Raw genomic sequence first — 20,834 nt, 5'->3', positions numbered from 1 at the left:
TTTTGCCCGCCGCGGGGACAGCCAGCACCCACAGCGCGCGCGGCGCGAGGTGTACAACAACGACCTCCGCAAGAATGGCCGGCCCGCCGCCGGGCCGCCCCAAGGCGGGCCAGCCCCCTCGGGGGGCAGCAAGCGAGCGCAGCGAGTGCGGCGTGGGGGCATATTCCCGTGTATAACTACGGCGAACCTTCTGAGGAGAGGCGTAGATGCACATCGGGATACCAAAAGAAACCCGAGACGGGGAAACCCGTGTCGCAGCAACACCGGAGACCGTCAAGAAGTACGTGGGCGGCAAACACACCGTCGTCGTGGAGCGCGGGGCCGGCAACGCCGCCCGCTATCCCGATGACGCCTACGAGGCCGCGGGCGCCACGCTCGGGACCGCCCAGGAGGCCCTGGGCGCCGGACTGGTCATGAAGGTCCGCGCGCCCGATTCCGCCGAATTGGCGCACATGAAGCCGGGCACGGTCGTCGTCGGCATGCTCGATCCCTTCGACGCCGACGGCCTTGCGCAGATGGCCGCGGCAGGATTGGTCGGATTCGCGCTCGAGGCCGCGCCCCGCATCACGCGGGCCCAGAGCCTGGACGTGCTGTCCTCGCAGGCCAACCTGGCCGGCTACAAGGCGGTGCTGCTGGCCGCGAACCACTACGGCCGCCTGATCCCCATGATGATGACCGCCGCGGGCACCCTGAAGGCCGCCCGCGCCGTGGTGCTCGGCACCGGCGTCGCCGGCCTGCAGGCCATCGCCACGGCCAAGCGGCTGGGCGCCGTGGTCGAGGCCTCGGACGTGCGTCCCGCCGCGCGCGAGCAGGTCGAATCGCTGGGCGCGAAGTTCATCGACGTGCCCTTCGAAACCGACGAAGAACGCGAGATCGCCCAAGGCACGGGCGGCTACGCCCGCCCCATGCCGCCCGCCTGGATGGCGCGGCAGGCGGCTCTGGTTTCCGAGCGCTGCAAGCAGGCCGACATCGTCATCTCCACGGCCCTGATCCCGGGCCGTCCCGCGCCCACGCTGGTTTCCGCGGAAACCGTCGCGGCCATGAAGCCGGGCTCGGTGCTGGTGGACCTGGCCGTCGAGCGCGGCGGCAATTGCCCCCTGTCCGAAAAAGGCCGGATCGTGGAGAAGCACGGCGTGACGATCGTGGGGCTGACCAACCTGCCGGGCCTGGTCGCGACCGACGCGTCGGCGCTGTACGCGCGCAACATCCTGGATTTCCTGAAGCTCATCATCAATGCCGACGGCGCGCTGGCCATCCAGCGCGACGATGAAATCGTCGCGGCCTGCCTCGTGTGCGAAGGCGGCAACGTGACGCGGAGAACCTGAATCATGGAAGCGATCAACCCCACCCTGATGAACCTCATCATCTTCGTGCTTGCCGTCTATGTCGGCTACCACGTCGTGTGGAACGTCACCCCTGCCCTGCATACGCCGCTGATGGCCGTGACCAACGCCATTTCCGCCATCATCATCGTGGGCGCCATGCTGGCCGCCGCGCTGACCGAAGGCGGCCTGGCGCGCGGCATGGGCGTATTCGCCGTGGCGCTGGCGGCGGTCAACGTGTTCGGCGGATTCCTCGTCACGCGGCGCATGCTCGAAATGTTCAAGAAGAAAGACAGGAAGCCGGGCAAGGAGGGCGCGCAATGATCTCGCTGAACCTCGTCACGCTGCTGTACCTCGTCGCCTCGGTCTGCTTCATCCAGGCGCTCAAGGGCCTGTCGCATCCCACCACCTCGCGCCTGGGCAACCTGTTCGGCATGGCCGGCATGGCCATCGCCGTGCTGACCACGGCCGCGCTCATCGTCGGGCTGGCCCGCGACGGCGCCGCCACGATCGGGCTGGGATGGGTCGTGCTGGGCCTGCTGGTGGGCGGCTCCATCGGCACGCTGATGGCCAAGCGCGTCGAAATGACGAAGATGCCCGAGCTGGTCGCCTTCATGCACAGCATGATCGGCCTGGCCGCGGTGGCCATCGCCGTCGCGGTCGTGGCCGAACCGCATGCCTTCGGCGTCGCGCCGGCCGGCATGCCCATCCCCACCGGCAACCGCTTCGAGCTGTTCATCGGCACCTTCGTGGGCGCCATCACCTTCTCGGGCTCGGTCATCGCCTTCGGCAAGCTGTCGGGCAAGTACAAGTTCCGGCTGTTCCAGGGCGCGCCGGTGGCGTTCGCCGGCCAGCATATGCTGAACCTGGCGCTGGCGCTGCTGATGCTGGCCAGCGGCATCTGGTTCATGCTCACGCAGGAATGGACGCCCTTCGTCATCATGACGGCCATTGCCTTCGTGCTGGGCGTGCTGATCATCATCCCGATCGGCGGCGCGGACATGCCCGTGGTCGTGTCCATGCTGAACAGCTACTCCGGCTGGGCCGCGGCCGGCATCGGCTTTTCGCTGAACAACCCGATGCTGATCATCGCGGGCTCGCTGGTGGGGTCCTCCGGCGCCATCCTGTCCTACATCATGTGCAAGGCGATGAACCGCTCGTTCTTCAACGTGATCCTGGGCGGCTTCGGCGGCCAGGCGGGCGCGGGCGCGGCTGCCGGCGACGCGCAGCAGCGCAGCGTCAAGTCGGGCAGCCCCGACGATGCCGCCTTCCTGATGACCAACGCCGAAAGCGTGACCATCGTGCCCGGCTACGGCCTGGCGGTGGCGCGCGCGCAGCATGCGCTGAAGGAACTGGCGGAGAAGCTCACCGAACGGGGCGTGACGGTCAAGTACGCCATCCATCCGGTCGCGGGCCGCATGCCGGGCCACATGAACGTGCTGCTGGCCGAGGCCGAGGTGCCCTACGACCAGGTCTTCGAAATGGAGGACATCAACAGCGAGTTCGCCCAGACCGACGTGGTGCTGGTGCTGGGCGCCAACGACGTGGTCAACCCCGCCGCCAAGAACGACCCGAAGTCGCCGATCGCCGGCATGCCCATCCTGGAGGCCTACAAGGCGCGCACGGTGATCGTGAACAAGCGGTCGATGGCGTCCGGCTACGCGGGGCTGGACAACGAGCTTTTCTACATGGACCGCACCATGATGGTCTTCGGCGACGCGAAGAAGGTGCTGGAAGACATGGTCAAGGCGGTGGAATAGCTTTGTCGATTGGGGGGGGTGTCTGACACCCGTGGGGCGCCTGCTTCGATTCGGAAGGGCGTCTCGTACGGGTGTCAGACACTGGAATTTGCCCGTGTCTGACACCCTTACTGGCAGAACGTCAGGCTTGATCTGACACCCTCCCCGCGCCTCAGCCCCCCGCAACGGACCGCAGGCGCTCGTCCACGACCTCGATCCAATGCCGCACCGGCGTATCGGTCCCGCTTTGCAGATGGCCGATGCAGCCGATGTTGGCGGACAGGATCACGTCCGGCCCGCCGGCCGAGATGGCGCTCAGCTTGCGGTCCCGCAGTTGCAGGGCGATATCGGGATTCAGCACGGAATAGGCGCCGGCCGAGCCGCAGCACAGGTGCTTGTCGGCGAAGGGCAGCAATTCGAAGCCCAGGTCCGCAAGCAGTTGCTCGGACAACGGCCGCAGCCCCTGCCAGTGCTGCAGGGTGCAGGGCGGATGGAACGCTGCCCGGGCGCCGTCGGGCAGGCGCGCGCGCAGTTGCCCCGCATGCGGCGCGACGATCTCGGCCACGTCCTTCACCAGCGCCACGATGTCCGCGGCCTTCTGCGCGTAGGCCGGGTCATGCCGCAAGTGATGAGCGTACTCTTTCACCATCGCGCCGCAACCCGACGCGTTCATGACGATGGCCTCGACCTTGCCGTCCTGCACCAGCGGCCACCATGCGTCGACGTTGGCGCGCATCTGCGCCAGGGCGGCATCCTGCGCATCCAGGTGGAAGCTGACCGCGCCGCAACAGCCGGCGCCCGGCGCGATGCGCGCGCCTATGCCGACCGCGTCCAGCACGCGGATGGTGGCGGCGTCGATGGTCGGCATCATGGCGGGCTGCACGCAGCCGGCCAGCATCAATACCTGCCGGGCATGCCTGGCAATGTCGGGCAGCGCGCCCGCGTCGCGGCGTTCGGGCACCTTGCGCTTGAGCGACTCCGGCAGCAGGCCGCGCACGGCCTGCCCCAGCCGCATCGCGGGCGCGAACAGCGGCGACATCATGGCCTTGCGCAAGAGGGTGCGCTTCGTCCTGTCGCCCCAGGAGCGCGGCACGCGCTCGTCCACGATCTTGCGGCCGATATCCACCAAATGCCCGTACTCGACGCCCGAGGGGCACGTGGTTTCGCAATTGCGGCAGGTCAGGCAGCGGTCCAGATGCTGCTGCGTGGACTGGGTGGGCTCGGCGCCCTCCAGCACCTGCTTGATCAGGTAGATGCGCCCGCGCGGGCTGTCGAGTTCGTCGCCCAGCACCTGATACGTCGGACAGGTCGCCGTGCAGAAGCCGCAATGCACGCAGCGCCTGAGAATGGCGTCTGCCTCGTTGCCCAGATCGGTATCGCGTGCCCAGGATGCCAGCTTGGTTTGCATGATGCCCTATAGCTCCAGGACCAACCGGCCGGGGTTGAACAAGCCGGCCGGATCGAGCTCTTGTTTGAGCCGGCGCGTGATCGAGGCGATCCCCGGCGCCAGCGGATGGAATACGCCGTCGGCCGGCGGCTTGTCATGGCCGGCCCGGAACAGCGTCGCATGCCCGCCCAGCCGCGCCGCGGCCTCGCGCAGCGTGGCCGCGTCGTGCGCGCCCGACAACCAGCGCTGCCCTCCCCCCCACTCCAGCAGGGTCGGGCCCAGCCCGAGCGCGGCGGCCGTGGGCGGCAGGGCCAGGCGCCACAAAGGCTGGCCCGGCCGGAAGAAGGCATGCGTCTGCTCGCGCAGCGACCGCCACCAGGCCGCCGCCGCTTCGGGCGCCAGCGGATCGCCGCCGATCAGTTGGCGGGCGCTGGCGATGGCCGGAGGCGCGCCCGAGAGGCGCACGGTCATCGCGCCCTCGGCCCGCCCGTCGTCGCCGGCCCAACTGGTGGCCGAAATCGGCAGGGGCTTGCCGCGCCACAGGGCGAAGCTGGCCAGCGCCTGCGCCTGCGTGGCGGGCAGCAGTAGCGTCAGTTCCTCCATCGGACGGGGCGCGACTTTCAAGGACACTTCGAGAATGGCGCCGAAGATGCCGTGCGATCCGGCCAGAAGGCGCGAAACGTCGTAGCCGGCCACATTCTTCATGACCTCTCCGCCGAACGACAGGATGCGCCCTTCCGAATCCAGCAGTTGCGCGCCCAGCACGAAATCCTTCAGCGCGCCGGCGCTCATGCGCCGCGGCCCCGACAGGCCGGCGGCCACGCAGCCGCCCACCGTGGCGGCCGGCGAGAAATGCGGCGGCTCGAAAGCCAGCATCTGCCCGTTTTCGGCCAGCGCGGCCTCGAGCTCGGCCAACGGCGTACCTGCGCGCACCGTCACGACCAGTTCGGACGGGTGATAACTGACGATGCCCCGGTAGGGCGTCATGTCCAGCAGGCAGTGCCCGTCCTGCGGCGTTACCGGACGGTAATTGCCATAGAACGCCTTGCTGCCTCCGCCCATCACGAACAGGGGTTTATGGCCCGCGCGGGCCGTCATGACCTGGTCGCACAACTCCGACAGGACAAAATCCATGGGGGATGCGTCCTAGAAGCGAGCGAGATCGGGGAAGCGCAACTCGCCCGCATGGACATGCATCTTGCCGTATTCGGCGCAGCGGGCCAGCGTGGGAATGACCTTTTCGGGATTGAGCAGGCACGGCGGATCGAAGGCCCGCTTTACCGCCAGGAACGCGTCGAGTTCTTCGCGAGAGAATTGCACGCACATTTGATTTATTTTCTCCATTCCCACACCGTGCTCTCCAGTCACGGTTCCTCCCACCTGCACGCACAGTTCAAGAATGGCGGCGCCGAATTTCTCGGCGCGCTCCACCTCGTCAGGCTTGTTCGAATCGAACAGGATCAACGGATGCAGGTTGCCGTCGCCCGCGTGGAACACGTTGGCGCAGCGCAATCCGAACTCGTCTTCCATCTGCTCGATGGCGCCCAGCACGCGCGCCAGATGGCGGCGCGGAATCGTGCCGTCCATGCAATAGTAATCGGGCGATACCCGCCCCGCCGCCGGAAACGCGTTCTTGCGGCCCGCCCAGAATTTCAGGCGTTCGGCCTCGGACGCCGACACCTGGCAGCGCGTGGCGCCCGCCTCGCGGAACACGGCCTCCATGCGCGCGATCTCGTGCGCCACTTCTTCGGGCGTGCCGTCCGATTCGCACAGCAGGATGGCCTGCGCGTCCATGTCGTAGCCCGCCCGCACGAAAGGTTCGACCATGTGCGTCGCGCGCCTGTCCATCATTTCCAGGCCGGCGGGGATCATGCCCGCGGCAATGACTTGCGTGACCGCGTTGCCGGCCGCCTCGACGCTGGAAAAACTGGCCATGACGACCTGCGCGCAGGCCGGCTTGGGTATCAGCTTGACGGTCACTTCCGTGACCACGCCCAGCATGCCCTCGGATCCGATGAAGACGGACAGCAGGTCCAGGCCGGGCGCGTCCGGCGCCTCGGAGCCCAGTTCGACGACGTCGCCGTCGATGGTCACCACGCGCACGCGCAGCACGTTGTGCACGGTCAGCCCGTACTTCAGGCAATGCACCCCGCCCGAGTTCTCGGCGACGTTGCCGCCGATGGAACAGGCGATCTGGCTGGAAGGATCGGGCGCGTAGTACAGGCCGTAAGGCGCCGCCGCTTCCGAGATGGCCAGGTTGCGCACCCCCGGCTGGACGATGGCCGTCCCGCTTGCCAGGTCGATGTGCTTGATGCGATTGAATTTCGACAGCCCGAGGAGCACGCCGCGGCTGTGCGGCATGGCGCCGCCCGACAGGCCGGTACCGGCGCCGCGCGCCACCACGGGCGCGTTCAGCCGCTTGCAGATGCGCATGACGGCCTGCACCTGTTCCTCGGTTTCGGGCAGGGCCACGACCGCCGGCAACGCGCGATAGAGGGAAAGGCCGTCGCACTCGTAAGGGCGGGTGTCCTCTTCGCGGAACAGCACGCAGTGCGCGGGCAGCGCCGCCGACAGGGCCTCGATGAGCTGCTGCAAAGAATAAGGCGCCTGCACTTGTGCCAGGCCGGTTTCGACCAATGAATTCATGAGCGCAACAATAGCGCGAGCGCCCGCTATAAGCAGGCCGGGATTTACCCGCATCCGGCAGTCCGCCGACGCGTTGAGAAGTAACCAGCCGTAATCGGCGGAGCGTTCCACGGCCCCCGGCGGGCGGTTTTCGCCTGGGAGCGCCCTATGGCGAAAAAAAACCGACGGATGTCCGTCGGTTTCGAACGCGGAGGGCGCAGCCGTCTCAGGCCTGCCAGGAAACGATCTTGCCCGGGTTCAGAATGTTGTTCGGATCGAACGCATGCTTCAGGCTGCGCATCAGTTCCAGCGCGTCCTCGCCATGTTCCTCGGCCATGAACTGCATCTTGTGCAGGCCCACGCCGTGCTCGCCCGTGCAGGTGCCGTCGGCCGCGATCGCGCGGCGCACCAGGTTGTGGTTGATGGCTTCGGACTCCTGCCATTCTTCGGCGCTGTCGGCATCGAGCAGCATCAGCACGTGGAAGTTGCCGTCGCCGACGTGACCCACGATCGTGTAGGGAAAGCTGGCGCGGTCCAGTTCCTCGACGGTGTCGCGCACGCAATCCGCCAGGCGCGAGATCGGCACGCACACGTCGGTGGTGCTGGCGCGGCAACCGGGGCGCAGTTGCAGGCCGGCGAAGTAGGCGTTGTGGCGGGCGGTCCACAGGCGGCTGCGGTCTTCGGGGCGCTCGGCCCATTCGAAGTCCATGCCGCCATGGTCCGCCGTGATCGCCTGGACGGTTTCGGCCTGTTCCTGCACGCCCGCCGGGCTGCCGTGGAATTCGAACACCAGCAGCGGGGTTTCGCGCAGGCTCAGCTTGCTGTGCAGGTTCACCGACCGCACGCTGGCGGCGTCCATGAACTCGACGCGCGCGACCGGCACGCCCATCTGGATGATTTCGATCACGCTCTGCACGGCGGCGTCGAGCGTGGGGAAGTTGCAGACCGCGGCGGACACGGCTTCGGGCTGCGGATACAGGCGCACCGTGACCTCGGTGATGATGCCGAGCGTGCCTTCGCTGCCCACGAAGATGCGCGTCAGGTCGTAGCCGGCCGACGACTTGCGCGCGCGCCCGGCCGTGCGGACGATGCGCCCGTCGGCCGTCACCACGGTCAGGGACATGACGTTTTCGCGCATGGTGCCGTAGCGCACGGCGTTGGTGCCGGAAGCGCGCGTGGCGGCCATGCCGCCCAGGCTGGCGTCGGCGCCGGGGTCGATCGGGAAGAACAGGCCGGTGTCGCGGATCTCTTCGTTGAGCTGCTTGCGCAGCACGCCCGCCTGCACGGTGGCGGTCAGGTCTTCGGCGTTGACCGCCAGCACCTTGTTCATCTGCGACAGGTCGAGGCTGATGCCGCCCTGGATCGCCAGGATGTGGCCTTCCAGCGACGAGCCCGCGCCGTAGGGAATCAGCGGAACGCGGTGCTCGTTGCACAGCTTGGCGACCTCCGCCACCTCCTCGGTCGTCTGCGCGAAGACCACGGCGTCCGGCAGCATGGCCGGATACGGGGATTCGTCGCGGCCGTGGTGCTCGCGCACGGCGGCGGATTCGGACAGGCGGTCGCCAAAGCGCGCGCGCAAGGCATCCAGACAGGCGGCCGGCACCGGACGGCGCAATGTTTCGGCGTGCAGGGGAGCGTTCATGATCAGCGTGTTCTCGGGTTCGGTAATCCGAATATTCTACGCCGCCGCGCATGCTGCGCCGCAAACCGCCGCACTGGCGGTCCGCGGCGCGATTCCCCGCGTTTACTTGCCGGAGGTCAGCGCCACCCGGCGGCGTTCGCGCACGGCGTGGGCCAGGCGCTCGAGCACGGCGACGGAGGCGTCCCAGTCGATGCAGCCGTCGGTGATGCTCTGGCCGTAGACCAGCGGCGTGCCCGGCACCATGTCCTGGCGGCCGCCGAGCAGGTGGCTTTCCACCATGACGCCGACCAGGCGCGCATCGCCCGCTTCCATCTGGCGCGCCACGTCGTCGATGACCAGCGGCTGGTTCTCGGGCTTCTTGCTGCTGTTGGCGTGGCTGGCGTCGATCATGACGCGTTGCGCCAGCCCGGCCTTGGCCATGTCCTGGCAGGCCGCCTCCACGCTCTGCGCGTCGTAGTTCGGCTCCTTGCCGCCGCGCAGGATGACGTGGCAGTCCTCGTTGCCGGCCGTCGACACGATGGCGGAATGGCCGCCCTTGGTCACCGACAGGAAATGGTGCGGCTGCGACGCCGCCTTGATGGCGTCCACGGCGATCTTCACATTGCCGTCCGTGCCGTTCTTGAATCCCACCGGACACGACAACCCGGAAGCCAGTTCGCGATGCACCTGGCTTTCCGTCGTCCGAGCCCCGATCGCCCCCCAGGAGACCAGATCCGCGATGTATTGCGGGGTAATCATGTCCAGGAACTCGCAACCCGCGGGCAGCCCCAGGCTATTGATGTCCAGCAGCAGTTCGCGGGCGACGCGCACGCCCTTGTTGATGTCGAAGCTGCCGTCCAGGCCCGGATCGTTGATCAGGCCCTTCCAGCCCACCGTCGTGCGCGGCTTCTCGAAATACACCCGCATCACGATTTCCAGGTCGGCGCTCAGGCGGTCGCGCACGGGCTTCAGACGCTTCGCGTATTCGATGGCCGCCCGCGTGTCATGGATGGAGCAGGGACCGATCACGACGATCATCCGGTCGTCCATGCCGTGCAGGATGCGGTGCATCGCCTGGCGGGCGGCGAACACGGTGTCGGACGCCTCCTTGGTGCAGGCGAACTCGCGCATGACGTGCGCGGGCGGGTTCAGCTCTTTGATTTCTCGAATGCGAAGGTCGTCGGTATTGTGTGACACGGTACTGCTCCTGGGTTGCCCGCCATGGGGTGGCTCCCGAGGTCTTCCCGGGGGACGTCCTCCGGGTTTCCTCAACCAGCGGCACAAAAAAAGCCGCCAGTTCGCTGGCGGCTTTTTTGGGGGGATTCTTTCCAAACTTCAGATTGAGCGCGTCCCTTCCTCCGCCAGCGGCTTCAGAAAACCATAAAAGTAAAAATAAAAAGCGGGGGACGCGAATTTCATGGGGAACGACTCTAGCACAATTTTCCCCGCCCGTCAGAATTTTTTCGTGGACGCGGCATCGGGCTGACAACACGGCCTTCGCAAAAATGGCCGCCCCGCCGCCGGGCCGCCCCTTCGGGGGGCAGCTAGCCTGCGCAGCGGGCGCGGCGTGGGGGGCACCTACGCCGTACCGCCGACCGTCAGCCCTTCCATGCGGACCGTCGGCATACCGACGCCCACGGGAACGCTCTGGCCGTCCTTGCCGCAGGTGCCCACGCCGGAGTCCAACTGCAGATCGTTGCCGATCATGGTGACCCGGTTCATGGCGTCGGGGCCGTTGCCGATCAGGGTGGCGCCCTTGACCGGGTAGGTCACTTTGCCGTTTTCGATCATGTAGGCCTCGGATGCCGAGAACACGAACTTGCCGTTCGTGATGTCGACCTGGCCGCCGCCGAAATTGACGGCATACAGCCCGCGCTTGACGGAAGACACGATTTCCTCGGCCGGCTTGTCGCCGGCCAGCATGTAGGTGTTGGTCATGCGCGGCATCGGCAGATGGGCGAACGATTCCCGGCGGCCGTTGCCCGTGGCGGCGGTCTTCATGAGCCGCGCGTTGAGCGTGTCCTGCATGTAGCCGCGCAGGATGCCGTCTTCGATCAGGACGTTGCGCTGGGTGGCATTGCCTTCGTCGTCGATGTTGAGCGAGCCGCGGCGATCCGGGATCGTGCCGTCGTCCACCACCGTCACCCCCTTGGAGGCCACGCGTTCGCCGATGCGGCCCGAGAACACGCTGGAACCCTTGCGGTTGAAGTCGCCTTCCAGCCCGTGGCCGACCGCCTCGTGCAGCAGGATGCCCGGCCAGCCCGAGCCCAGCACGACGGTCATCTCGCCCGCCGGCGCGGGGCGCGCCTCCAGGTTCACCATGGCTTCGTGGACGGCGCGCTCGACGTAGCCCTGCAGCATCTCGTCCGTGAAATACGCCAGGCCGAGGCGTCCGCCGCCGCCGGCATGGCCCATCTCGCGGCGGCCGTTGCGTTCGGCGATCACGGTCAAGGACAGGCGCACCAGGGGGCGCACGTCCGCGGCCAGGCGGCCGTCGCTGCCGGCCACCAGGACCACGTCGTATTCGGCGCCCAGGCCCGCCATGACCTGGATCACGTGCGGATCGCGCGCGCGCGCCATGCGCTCCACGCGTTCGAGCAGGGCGACTTTCTCGGGCGCGCTCAGCGAAGCCACCGGATCGATATCGGCATACAGGCTGCGGCCGATCTCGGCTTCGACCTGGGCCGCCACTTTCACCTTGCCGGCACCGCGCCGGGCGATGCCGCGCACGGCATGGGCCGACGACAAGAGCGCTTCGGGCGACAGCGAATCCGAATAGGCGAAGGCCGTTTTCTCGCCGCTCACGGCCCGCACCCCGACGCCCTGGCCGATCGAGAAGCTTCCGGTCTTGACGATGCCTTCTTCCAGGCTCCAGCCCTCGCTGCGCGTGTATTGGAAATACAGGTCGGCATAGTCGACCTTGTGGGTGAATATCTCGCCCAGCGCGCGCGCCATGTCCGCCTCGGTCAGCCCCCAGGGGTCGAGCAGCAGCGATTTGGCGGTGGCGAGGGAAGCAATGGCGGGATCGATGATTTTCATGGGACTCTGTTCAGGGGCGGCGGCGCGGGAGCGCGCGCCTGCAATGGCGCTCAAGACCGTATCGTAACGCCGACACAGCCCCGGCGTCCCGGCCCAGCCGGAAAGCCGCGGTCCGCCGCGGCCGGCCGGAGCGCAAAAAAACGGGGCGCGGATTATCTCTGCAAGATTACATGGGGGCGGAATATTACCTATCAAGTTAAGAAACTTTCCATCAAACGCTGTTTCATGGAGTGCCTTTTCCGGACCCGGCCGCGGCGTTTCACCTGCCCTTCGAATTCGCGGCAACTCGTCATACAACCTGACATGAAAATGAAATCAGGCGAATGCACGGCAGGATTATGATCGCCGCCGTCCTCTCGAAAAACGGGAATGCAGAAATGCGGGGCCGTCGGCGATACCGACGGCCCGGCGCGACGAGTCATCAGACTACTTGGCGAAAGCCTGCCGCCTTTTCCAACCGCCGGATTCCAGCCGTCGCCCTTTGGGACTGCGGCCCGCCGCAGAAGGCACGTGGCGCAATTCGTCCACCTCGTGAACTAAAAGCGGATTTGTTTCAAGTTGTCCCAAATATGGAAACATCGTTCTCAATATTTGCCCGCGGGGCCGCGAATAAGCCAAAACGGCCACCGGCTCTTTGATACAAAGTAATTAGTCCTAAAACCGGGAAGTCAAGGCGTAATTTCTGTATTATGCGAAGCACAACAAATACACATAACTTCGCCGGCGATTAAAAGCAGTTCCATAATCAGGAATAAACCATGGCCCGAGAAACCTACGCAGCACTGCAAGCAAAGATCGAAAAGGAAATCAACAAGCTACAAAAGAAGGCTGAAGTCCTCCAAACCAAGCGCCGCAAGCCGGTGATCTCGTCGATCATCACGTCGATGCGCGAGTACGACATCACGCCCGAGGAAATCGTTGCAGCCTATGGCGCCGCCAAACCCGGCCGCGCCGCCACCGGCCGCCGCAAGGCCGGCCCCGCCGCCCGCCCCGCCAACGCCGCCAAACGCGCCGTTGCGCCCAAATACCGTCACCCCCAAACCGGGGAAACCTGGAGCGGCCGCGGCAAGGCCCCCCGCTGGCTTGCCGCCGAGGAAGCGGCCGGCGCGACGCGCGACAGTTTTCTTATCAAAGAATAAAACCTATCCGGCAGTAAGAAACAAATCGGCGCACCATCTTGGTGCGCCGATTTTATTTACGCAATCCGCCGCGAATACCGGCCGGACTCATTGAACGGGGAATTGGATCTGGCGCTCCGCGCCATTATTTCCCGGAAAATTATCAAATATTGCGCGAACCAGATAGGGCATGGTGCGAAGGAAATCGTCGCGCTCGCTCAATATGAAAGCAGTGGAGCGGTATACCTCGGCGCCGCCGCGCTGCGTATCGTGGATCTGCAGCGTCAGGGAATTGCGCTGGACCACCATCGGCACGTCAACCCAATCCGGGCCCCAATAGCCGTAACCGGCGCCCCAGGGACGCGGACCGTAGAAACCGCCATACCCGTAGCCATAGCCGCCGTAGAAATACGGGTCATACGGACGGCGCACCATTACCTGGGTTTGCGTGGTTCCGTAGCGGAACGAAACATCGAAACGGCCTTTGGCGCCGGGTTGCGCCTCGACCAGGCCGGTTGCGCCGATTCCGGCGCGCACCATGTCCTGATAGGACTGGTATTCGAGATTATTGTTTTGCGACGGTTCGGCCGGCACGAATTGATAAGTCTGCCCCTCCACGCCCGTGGGCCATTGCTGGAAGGACGTCACTCGCGCCGACACCGTGGGCGCGGCGCAACCCGTCAACGCGACCGCCCCCAGTACGGCCAGCACGCCGGCCCAGCGGCCAGCGGCATTGAACATAGACGACCTCGACATTCTGCGACTCCTTCCGCGCAACGGCGCCATGATACTCAGCTTTGACCGGCGCGGCTCCGAAAAGTTTACGCTAGCCCATAAGGCCCAGGCGGCGCGTCATGCCCCAGCCACTACAATAGAACCCTCGTTCATACAGGACTGCAATCCCATGCGCACAGACACGCCCGTTACCGTATTTCGCAAGGATTACCAGCCCTACCCCTACGACATTCCGGAAGTCGCCCTCGCCTTCGATCTCGCGCCCGACGCGACCGAAGTGCGCTGCGCCATGCAGGTGCGGCGCAAGCCCGGGGCCAGCGCCGACGCCGCCCTGGTCCTGGACGGAGAAGACCTGGAACTCGTCTCGGTAGGGGTGGATGGCGCGGCATTGCCCGCCGACCGTTACCGCCTTTCCGACCACCGCCTCGAACTCTACGGCCTGCCGGCCAGCGCGGCGGTGGAAATCGTCAGCCGCTGCAAGCCCTCGGCCAATTCCACGCTGATGGGCCTGTACGTGTCCGGCGGCAATTTCTTCACGCAGTGCGAAGCCGAAGGTTTTCGCCGCATTACCTGGTTCGCCGACCGGCCCGACGTCATGTCGCGCTACCGCGTGACCTTGCGCGCCCTGCCGGACTACCCGGTGCTGCTGTCCAACGGCAACCTGGTCGCCTCGCGCCAATTGCCCGACGGCCGCAACGAGGTCGAATGGGAAGACCCGTTCCCCAAACCCTGCTATCTGTTCGCGCTGGTGGCCGGCAAGCTCACGCACCGCGAAACCACCGTGAAGACCGCCAGCGGCCGCGACGTGCTGCTGCAGGTCTATAGCGACCCCGGTTCCGAGACCAAGACCGAATGGGCCCTGGATTCGCTGGTGCGCGCGCTGCGCTGGGACGAAAGCCGTTTCGGCCTGGAGCTGGACCTGGACCGCTTCATGGTCGTGGCCGTCCACGATTTCAATATGGGGGCGATGGAAAACAAGGGCTTGAACATCTTCAACGCCGCCTACGTCCTCGCCGACGCGGACACCGCCACGGACGCCAACTACGAAGGCATCGAATCTGTCATCGGGCACGAGTACTTCCACAACTGGACCGGCAACCGCGTAACCTGCCGCGACTGGTTCCAACTGAGCCTGAAGGAAGGCCTGACCGTTTTCCGCGACCAGGAATTCAGCGCCGACATGATGGCCGACGGCATGGACGCGGCCGAAGCCGCCAGCGCCCGCGCCGTCAAGCGGATCGACGACGTGGTGGCGCTGCGCGCCGCCCAGTTCCCGGAAGACGCCGGCCCCATGGCCCACCCCATCCGCCCGGAAAGCTACCAGGAGATCGGCAACTTCTACACCGCCACCGTGTACGAAAAGGGCGCCGAGGTCATCCGCATGCAGCACACCTTGCTGGGCGAGGAAGGCTTCCGCGCCGGCATGGACGAGTACTTCCGCCGCCACGACGGCCAGGCCGTGACCTGCGACGACTTCGTGGCCGCCATGGAATCCGTCTACGTGCGCCAGCACCCGGGCCGCGACCTGTCCGTGTTCCGCCGCTGGTATCGCCAGGCCGGCACGCCGCGCGTGTCGGTCAAGCTGGACCACGACGCGGCCGCGCGCCGCTGCACCGTGACGCTCACCCAGGAATGCCCGCTGGTCGGCGTCGAGAAAAAGGCCGGCGCCGATTACGTCAAGGCGCCCTATCACATCCCGTTCGCCATCGGCCTGCTGGACCGCGAAGGCCGCGCGCTGACGCTGCGCCACGAGGGCGAGGCCAGCGAAACCGCCCTGCTGGAACTGAGCACGCAAAGCCGGCAATGGGTTTTCGAGGACATCGCCGACCGCCCGGTGCCGTCGCTGCTGCGCGATTTCTCGGCTCCCGTCATCGTCGAGTACGCTTGGACGGACGAGGAACTTGCCCTGCTGTCGGCCCACGACAGCAACCCGTTCGCGCGCTGGGAAGCCGGCCAGGAGTTCGCCACCCGGCAGATCCTCGCCCTGGCCGAGGCCCGCCAGGCCGGCCGGACGCTGCACGCCGACGCCGCCTTCATCGACACCTGGCGCGCGCTGCTGACCGATCCCGCGATCGACGCCGCCTACCGCGCCCGCGCCCTGGCCCTGCCCTCGGAAAAGACGCTGGCCGAACGCATGCGGCAGGTGGATCCGCCCGCCCTCGCCGTGGCCCGCGACTTTCTGCGCGCCGAACTGGGCCGCCAACTGGCCGCCGAGTTCCGCCAGGCCTTCGAGGCCAGCCAGACCCCGGGCGAATACAGCCCCGCCCCGGTCCCGGCCGGCAAGCGCGCCCTGAAGAACCTCGCGCTCGGCCATCTCATGGCCGCCGGCGAACCCGACGCCCAGCGCCTGGCCGAACAGCTATACGGCCAGGCGGGCAACATGACCGACAGCATGGCCGCGCTGTCCGCCCTGATCAATTTCGGACAGGGCGAATTTCCGCAGCAGGCGCTGGCGGCGTTCTACGACAAATGGCGCGACAATCCGCTGGTGGTGGACAAATGGTTCGCCTTGCAGGCGTCCGCCCGCTCGACCACGGTGCAGACCGCCCGCGAACTGATGCGGCATCCCGCCTTCACGATGCGCAACCCGAACCGCGCCCGCGCGCTGATTTTCCAGTTCTGCCTGAACAACGCCCGCGGCATGCACCACCCCGACGGTTCGGGCTACGCGTTCTGGGCCGAACAGGTGCTGGCGCTGGACGCGCTCAATCCGGAAATCGCCGCCCGCCTGGCCCGCGCGCTGGACAACTGGTCGCGCTTCGTGCCCGCCCTGCGCTCGCCCATGCAAACCGCCCTGCAACAGGTGCGCGCGCACGAGGGCCTGTCGCGCAACGTGCAGGAAATCGTATCCAAGGCATTAGAATTCGCAGCATAGGGAGATCCTTTTGAAACGCAAAACACTGACCCAATACCTGGTGGAGCAGCAGCGCTCCGCCCAAGCCATCGCGCCGGAAGTCCGGCTGCTCATCGAAGTGGTGGCGCGCGCCTGCAAGGCCATCAGCCACGCCGTGAGCAAGGGCGCGCTCGGCGGCGTCCTCGGCAGCCTGGAAAGCGAGAACGTCCAGGGCGAAGTGCAGAAGAAGCTGGACGTGCTGTCCAACGAGATCCTGCTCGAAGCCAACGAGTGGGGCGGCCACCTGGCCGCCATGGCGTCGGAGGAAATGGAAACCATCCACCTGATTCCGAACCGCTATCCCAAGGGCGAATACCTGCTGCTGTTCGATCCCCTGGACGGCTCGTCGAACATCGACGTGAACGTCTCGATCGGCACCATTTTCTCGGTGCTGCACGCGCCGCACAACGTGTCGGGCGCGCCCGTCTGCGAACAGGATTTCCTGCAGCCCGGCGACAAGCAGGTCGTGGCCGGCTACGCCGTCTACGGTCCGCAGACCATGCTGGTGCTGACCGTCGGCAACGGCGTCGTGGGCTTCACGCTGGACCGCGAAATGGGCTCGTGGGTGCTGACGCACGAGAACATCCGGGTGCCCGAAGACACCAAGGAATTCGCCATCAACATGTCGAACATGCGCCACTGGGCCGCCCCGGTCAAGCGCTACATCGACGACTGCCTGGCTGGGTCGACCGGCCCCCTGGGCAAGGACTACAACATGCGCTGGATCGCCTCGATGGTGGCGGACGTGCATCGCATCCTGACCCGCGGCGGCATCTTCATGTATCCCTGGGACGCCCGCGAACCGGGCAAGGCCGGCAAGCTGCGCCTGATGTACGAAGCCAATCCCATGAGCTTCCTGATCGAGCAGGCCGGCGGCGCGGCGATCAACGGCGTCCAGCGCATCCTGGACATCCAGCCCGACAAGCTGCACCAGCGCGTGAGCGTCATCCTGGGCTCGAAGAACGAGGTCGAGCGCGTGGCCCGCTACCACGCCGAAGACGCGGCGTAGGATTAGTGAAACGCAAAAGCCCCGGCTCGCGAGCCGGGGCTTTTGCATTCTGCGTACTGCGAGGGCGTTTACTTGACCTCTTCTATCGTCTTCACATCGTCCTTGTTGATCTGGACTTTCTTGCCGTCCTTGTCGTATTCGTACATGCCGGAATCCTTGTCGTACTTGGGCTCGTCGGGCGTCACGGTCGAGCTGCCGTCCCGCTGCTGAATGACCGAGGGGGACGAGCATCCGGCCAGTACTCCGAATCCGGTCACAGCCAGGGCAAGCGTCATGGTCTTCAGGTTCATGGGCGTGTTCTCCGAGTGTGAATGTGCATTTACTGTATCTGACGCAACAGCCCCAGACGTGACGGGTTGTGGTCAAAATGCGTAAGAACGTAATCCGCGCGCTGCCCCGGCCGGGCCTTCTTTCGCCCTTGGGGCGCTCTCCTGGGCCGAAAACGAAAAACCCCTCGCAGGCCCGGCCCGCGAGGGGTTGCATACTTACACAAGCGGCAAGCGGCCTTTACACCTTGGCGTGCGCCTCGATGAAACGGCGCACTTCGGCCTGGTCGCAGTCCATGATTTCCACGCGCTGCGGCAGGGACTCCAGGTCGGCCAGGTTGCCCGGCGGCGTTGCCGGGCGGCCCAGCGCCTCCTCGATCGTTTCCGAGAACTTCGCCGGCAAGGCGGTTTCCAGGACCAGCATCGGCACGCCGGGCTCGACGAAGTCGCGCGCGACCTTGACGCCGTCGGCGGTGTGCGGATCGACCAGCACGCCGGTCGCGTCGTAGACCGAGCGGATCGTGGCCAGGCGGTCGTCGTGCGAGCTTGCGCCCGACACGAAGCCGTAGCGGGCCTCGAACTGCGGTTTCAGATCGGAGAGATCGAACGACCCGTCGCGCGCCAGCGCTTCCCACAGCGCCTTGACGCGGCCGGCGTCGCGGCCCACCAGGTCGAACACGAAACGCTCGAAATTCGAGGCGCGCGAGATGTCCATCGACGGGCTGGAGGTGGCGTAGGTCTGTTCGGCGGGACGCGGACGGTAGACGCCCGTGCGGAAGAACTCTTCCAGCACGTTGTTCTCGTTCGTGGCCAGCACCAGGCGGCGGACGGGCAAGCCCATGCTGCGCGCGATATGGCCCGACAGGATGTTGCCGAAATTGCCCGAGGGCACGGCGAACGAGACCTGCTGGCCCGGCTTGTCCGTGGCGCGCAACCAGCCGTGGAAGTAGTACACCACCTGGGCGGCGATGCGCGCCCAGTTGATGGAGTTCACGGCGCCGAGGCGGTACTTGGTCTTGAACGCCAGGTCGCCCGCCAGCGCCTTGACGATGTCCTGCGCTTCGTCGAACACGCCGCGCACGGCGATGTTGTGGATGTTCTCGTCCTGCAGCGAATACATCTGCGCGCGCTGGAAGGCGCTCATGCGGCCGTGGGGCGACAGCATGAAAACGGCCACGCCGCGCTTGCCGCGCAGCGCGTATTCCGCCGCCGAGCCCGTGTCGCCGGAGGTGGCGCCCACGATATTCAGCGTGGTGCCGCGCTTGTCCAGCACGTACTCGAACACCTGGCCCAGGAACTGCATGGCCATGTCCTTGAAGGCCAGCGTCGGCCCCTCGGACAGCCCCAGCAGCGACAGTCCGCCGTCCAGGGGGCGCAGCGGGACGATGTCCTCGCTGCTGAACGTCCCTTGCGTGTAGGCGGCGCGGGTCAGGCGGCGCAGGTCGTCTGCCGGAATGTCGGTGGCGAACAGCGACAGCACCTCGAACGCCAGGTCGGCGTACGACAGCCCGCGCCACGATTCGAGCGTCTCGGCCGACACCAGCGGCAATTGTTCCGGCACCGCCAGGCCGCCGTCCGGCGCCAGGCCTTCCAGCAGGATGTCGGAGAACGGCTGGGGCGCCATGCCCCCCCGCGTAGAGATGTATTTCATGTCGTTGACTCCACAGTGCACTGCGCTCTCACCAAACCGGGCCGCTGCCGGCGCCCCCCAAAGGGGGAAGCGCCGCGGGCGCTTCGGAGGTGGGCCTTGCTCACACCAGATTCTCCACGCGCAATCGCGTGACCTTGGACCGCACGAACGGCAAGGCCTCGATGCGCTCGATGGCCTGGTTGACGTTGCCTTCCACCGCTTCGTGCGTCAGGAAGATGATGTCCGCGCCGCCGATGTGGGACGGCTGCTGGATCATCGACCCGATCGAGATGGAGCGATCGGCCAGGATGCGGGCGATGTCGGCCAGCACGCCGGGCTGGTCGTCCACGCGCAGGCGCAGGTAATACGAGGTGCTGACCTGCTCGATCGGCAGGATCGGCGTGTCCGACATGGCGTCCGGCTGGAAGGCCAGGTGCGGCACGCGGTTGCCCGGGTCCGCGGTATGCAGGCGGGTGACGTCGACTAGGTCGGCCACGACGGCCGAGGCGGTGGGCTCTTCGCCGGCGCCCTGGCCGTAGTACAGCGTGGGGCCGACGGCGTCGCCCTTGACCAGCACGGCGTTCATCGCGCCTTCGACATTGGCCAGCAGGCGCTCTGCCGGCACCAGCGCGGGATGCACGCGCAGTTCGATGCCGTCGGGGCGGCGCTTGGTGATGCCCAGCAGCTTGATGCGGTAGCCCAGGCGCTCGGCGTGCTCGATGTCCTCGGCCGCCAGTTGCGAAATGCCTTCGATATGGGCGCGGTCGAACTGCACCGGCACGCCGAAGGCCAGCGAGGCCAGCAAAGTCAGCTTGTGGGCGGCGTCCACGCCTTCCACGTCGAACGTGGGATCGGCTTCGGCGTAGCCCAGGCGCTGCGCTTCGGCCAGCACGTCGGCGAACGGCAGGCCGCGCGAACGCATCTCGGACAGGATGAAATTGGTGGTGCCGTTGATGATGCCGGCCACCCACTGGATGCGGTTGGCCGTCAGGCCCTCGCGGATCGCCTTGATGATGGGGATGCCGCCGGCGACGGCGGCCTCGAACGTCACCATCACGCCGCGCTCGTGGGCCGCGGCGAAGATCTCGTTGCCGTGCTTGGCCAGGAGCGCCTTGTTGGCCGTCACGACATGCTTGCCGTTGGCGATGGCTTCCAGCACCAGCTCGCGCGCCAGCGTGTCGCCGCCGATCAGTTCGACGACGATGTCGATTTCCGGATCGCGCACCAGCGCGTGCACGTCGGTATCGACCAGGATCGAATCGCCGACGCGCGCGCGCGCCTTGGCCACGTCGCGCACGGCGGCGCGGGTGACTTCAATGCGGCGGCCGGCGCGGCGCGCGATTTCTTCGGCGTTGCGCGACAGCACGGACCACGTGCCGCCGCCCACCACGCCCAGGCCGAGCAAGCCGACTTTCATGGGGTTCATCGCGGCGCCCTCCGCGGGCGGGCG

Annotated in this window: 16 protein-coding genes; 6 read left to right on the top strand and 10 right to left on the bottom strand. The window is 66.6% G+C overall.

Annotated features, from left to right (window positions below; genetic code table 11):
* The first annotated feature begins 206 nt into the window (after positions 1–206).
* Genes WHX56_RS13780 through WHX56_RS13770 form a run of 3 tightly spaced genes read left to right on the top strand, consistent with a single transcriptional unit; the run spans position 207 to position 3,082 of the window.
* Entirely contained in the window at positions 207–1,325 is a 1,119-nt protein-coding gene (locus WHX56_RS13780; protein ID WP_287756133.1) for a Re/Si-specific NAD(P)(+) transhydrogenase subunit alpha, read from the top strand.
* Positions 1,326–1,328: 3 nt separating this feature from the next.
* Positions 1,329–1,646: an NAD(P) transhydrogenase subunit alpha gene (locus tag WHX56_RS13775; RefSeq protein WP_102774726.1), complete on the top strand. Its 318-nt coding sequence runs from the start codon at positions 1,329–1,331 to the stop codon at positions 1,644–1,646.
* A complete protein-coding gene (locus WHX56_RS13770) occupies positions 1,643–3,082 on the top strand; it encodes an NAD(P)(+) transhydrogenase (Re/Si-specific) subunit beta (protein ID WP_338881474.1) in 1,440 nt (479 codons plus the stop codon). The genes WHX56_RS13775 and WHX56_RS13770 overlap by 4 nt, the downstream gene beginning before the upstream one ends.
* Before the next feature lie 151 nt (positions 3,083–3,233).
* Here the strand turns inward: WHX56_RS13770 and glcF are convergent, their stop codons facing one another.
* The 6 genes from glcF to tldD all read right to left on the bottom strand — a co-directional run bounded on the left by glcF (position 3,234) and on the right by tldD (position 11,733).
* Complete coding sequence (gene glcF, locus WHX56_RS13765; protein WP_338881473.1) at positions 3,234–4,469, bottom strand: glycolate oxidase subunit GlcF; 1,236 nt, start codon at positions 4,467–4,469, stop codon at positions 3,234–3,236.
* Positions 4,470–4,475: 6 nt separating this feature from the next.
* Positions 4,476–5,582 (bottom strand): glycolate oxidase subunit GlcE, encoded by a 1,107-nt coding sequence (glcE, locus tag WHX56_RS13760; protein ID WP_338881472.1) that lies wholly within the window; start codon positions 5,580–5,582, stop codon positions 4,476–4,478.
* A 12-nt stretch (positions 5,583–5,594) separates the two neighbouring features.
* Positions 5,595–7,094 carry an FAD-linked oxidase C-terminal domain-containing protein gene (locus WHX56_RS13755; protein WP_129245112.1) on the bottom strand — a complete coding sequence of 500 codons (1,500 nt, stop codon included), beginning with the start codon at positions 7,092–7,094 and terminating at the stop codon, positions 5,595–5,597.
* A gap of 205 nt (positions 7,095–7,299) precedes the next feature.
* Positions 7,300–8,715, bottom strand: coding sequence for an FAD-binding oxidoreductase (locus WHX56_RS13750; protein WP_129245114.1), 1,416 nt, complete (start codon positions 8,713–8,715; stop codon positions 7,300–7,302).
* Positions 8,716–8,817: 102 nt separating this feature from the next.
* Complete coding sequence (aroG, locus tag WHX56_RS13745) at positions 8,818–9,891, bottom strand: 3-deoxy-7-phosphoheptulonate synthase AroG (RefSeq protein ID WP_338881470.1); 1,074 nt, start codon at positions 9,889–9,891, stop codon at positions 8,818–8,820.
* 381 nt (positions 9,892–10,272) lie between these two features.
* Entirely contained in the window at positions 10,273–11,733 is a 1,461-nt protein-coding gene (gene tldD, locus WHX56_RS13740) for a metalloprotease TldD (protein ID WP_129245117.1), read from the bottom strand.
* Between the two features lie 758 nt (positions 11,734–12,491).
* On the opposite strand from tldD, the gene WHX56_RS13735 reads away from it, so the two are divergent.
* The gene (locus WHX56_RS13735) at positions 12,492–12,872 is read left to right on the top strand and encodes an H-NS family nucleoid-associated regulatory protein (protein ID WP_129245119.1); all 381 of its coding nucleotides are present in this window, start codon (positions 12,492–12,494) and stop codon (positions 12,870–12,872) included.
* 87 nt (positions 12,873–12,959) lie between these two features.
* Here WHX56_RS13735 and WHX56_RS13730 read toward each other — a convergent pair whose 3' ends face one another.
* The gene (locus tag WHX56_RS13730) at positions 12,960–13,607 is read right to left on the bottom strand and encodes a DUF4136 domain-containing protein (protein WP_129245139.1); all 648 of its coding nucleotides are present in this window, start codon (positions 13,605–13,607) and stop codon (positions 12,960–12,962) included.
* 148 nt (positions 13,608–13,755) lie between these two features.
* Here WHX56_RS13730 and pepN point away from each other — a divergent pair, with 148 nt between their 5' ends.
* Together pepN and WHX56_RS13720 are read left to right on the top strand one after the other, a co-directional pair.
* Positions 13,756–16,461, top strand: coding sequence for an aminopeptidase N (pepN, locus tag WHX56_RS13725; protein WP_338881469.1), 2,706 nt, complete (start codon positions 13,756–13,758; stop codon positions 16,459–16,461).
* Positions 16,462–16,471: 10 nt separating this feature from the next.
* Positions 16,472–17,488, top strand: coding sequence for a class 1 fructose-bisphosphatase (locus tag WHX56_RS13720; protein ID WP_129245123.1), 1,017 nt, complete (start codon positions 16,472–16,474; stop codon positions 17,486–17,488).
* 68 nt (positions 17,489–17,556) lie between these two features.
* Here WHX56_RS13720 and WHX56_RS13715 read toward each other — a convergent pair whose 3' ends face one another.
* From WHX56_RS13715 to WHX56_RS13705, 3 genes are all read right to left on the bottom strand, one after another.
* Entirely contained in the window at positions 17,557–17,778 is a 222-nt protein-coding gene (locus WHX56_RS13715; RefSeq protein WP_129245125.1) for a YgdI/YgdR family lipoprotein, read from the bottom strand.
* Positions 17,779–17,995: 217 nt separating this feature from the next.
* Complete coding sequence (gene thrC, locus WHX56_RS13710) at positions 17,996–19,405, bottom strand: threonine synthase (protein ID WP_287756128.1); 1,410 nt, start codon at positions 19,403–19,405, stop codon at positions 17,996–17,998.
* Between the two features lie 100 nt (positions 19,406–19,505).
* Positions 19,506–20,810: a homoserine dehydrogenase gene (locus WHX56_RS13705; protein ID WP_338881779.1), complete on the bottom strand. Its 1,305-nt coding sequence runs from the start codon at positions 20,808–20,810 to the stop codon at positions 19,506–19,508.
* Between the last annotated feature and the right edge of the window lie 24 nt (positions 20,811–20,834).

Origin of the sequence: Achromobacter veterisilvae (assembly GCF_037619525.1) — a bacterium.
Taxonomy (GTDB): Bacteria; Pseudomonadota; Gammaproteobacteria; order Burkholderiales; family Burkholderiaceae_B; genus Achromobacter; species Achromobacter veterisilvae.
The sequence above is the reverse complement of the archived record's forward strand: the minus strand, read 5'-3'. Positions and strand labels throughout refer to the sequence as shown.

Bases quoted from the DNA above. Each gene is read 5' to 3' on its own strand.
- WHX56_RS13780 (WP_287756133.1), top strand. From the start codon at position 207: ATGCACATCGGGATACCAAAAGAAACCCGAGACGGGGAAACCCGTGTC.
- WHX56_RS13775 (WP_102774726.1), top strand. From the start codon at position 1,329: ATGGAAGCGATCAACCCCACCCTGATGAACCTCATCATCTTCGTGCTT.
- WHX56_RS13770 (WP_338881474.1), top strand. From the start codon at position 1,643: ATGATCTCGCTGAACCTCGTCACGCTGCTGTACCTCGTCGCCTCGGTC.
- glcF (WP_338881473.1), bottom strand. From the start codon at position 4,469: ATGCAAACCAAGCTGGCATCCTGGGCACGCGATACCGATCTGGGCAAC.
- glcE (WP_338881472.1), bottom strand. From the start codon at position 5,582: ATGGATTTTGTCCTGTCGGAGTTGTGCGACCAGGTCATGACGGCCCGC.
- WHX56_RS13755 (WP_129245112.1), bottom strand. From the start codon at position 7,094: ATGAATTCATTGGTCGAAACCGGCCTGGCACAAGTGCAGGCGCCTTAT.
- WHX56_RS13750 (WP_129245114.1), bottom strand. From the start codon at position 8,715: ATGAACGCTCCCCTGCACGCCGAAACATTGCGCCGTCCGGTGCCGGCC.
- tldD (WP_129245117.1), bottom strand. From the start codon at position 11,733: ATGAAAATCATCGATCCCGCCATTGCTTCCCTCGCCACCGCCAAATCG.
- WHX56_RS13735 (WP_129245119.1), top strand. From the start codon at position 12,492: ATGGCCCGAGAAACCTACGCAGCACTGCAAGCAAAGATCGAAAAGGAA.
- WHX56_RS13730 (WP_129245139.1), bottom strand. From the start codon at position 13,607: ATGTCGAGGTCGTCTATGTTCAATGCCGCTGGCCGCTGGGCCGGCGTG.
- pepN (WP_338881469.1), top strand. From the start codon at position 13,756: ATGCGCACAGACACGCCCGTTACCGTATTTCGCAAGGATTACCAGCCC.
- WHX56_RS13715 (WP_129245125.1), bottom strand. From the start codon at position 17,778: ATGAACCTGAAGACCATGACGCTTGCCCTGGCTGTGACCGGATTCGGA.
- thrC (WP_287756128.1), bottom strand. From the start codon at position 19,405: ATGAAATACATCTCTACGCGGGGGGGCATGGCGCCCCAGCCGTTCTCC.
- WHX56_RS13705 (WP_338881779.1), bottom strand. From the start codon at position 20,810: ATGAACCCCATGAAAGTCGGCTTGCTCGGCCTGGGCGTGGTGGGCGGC.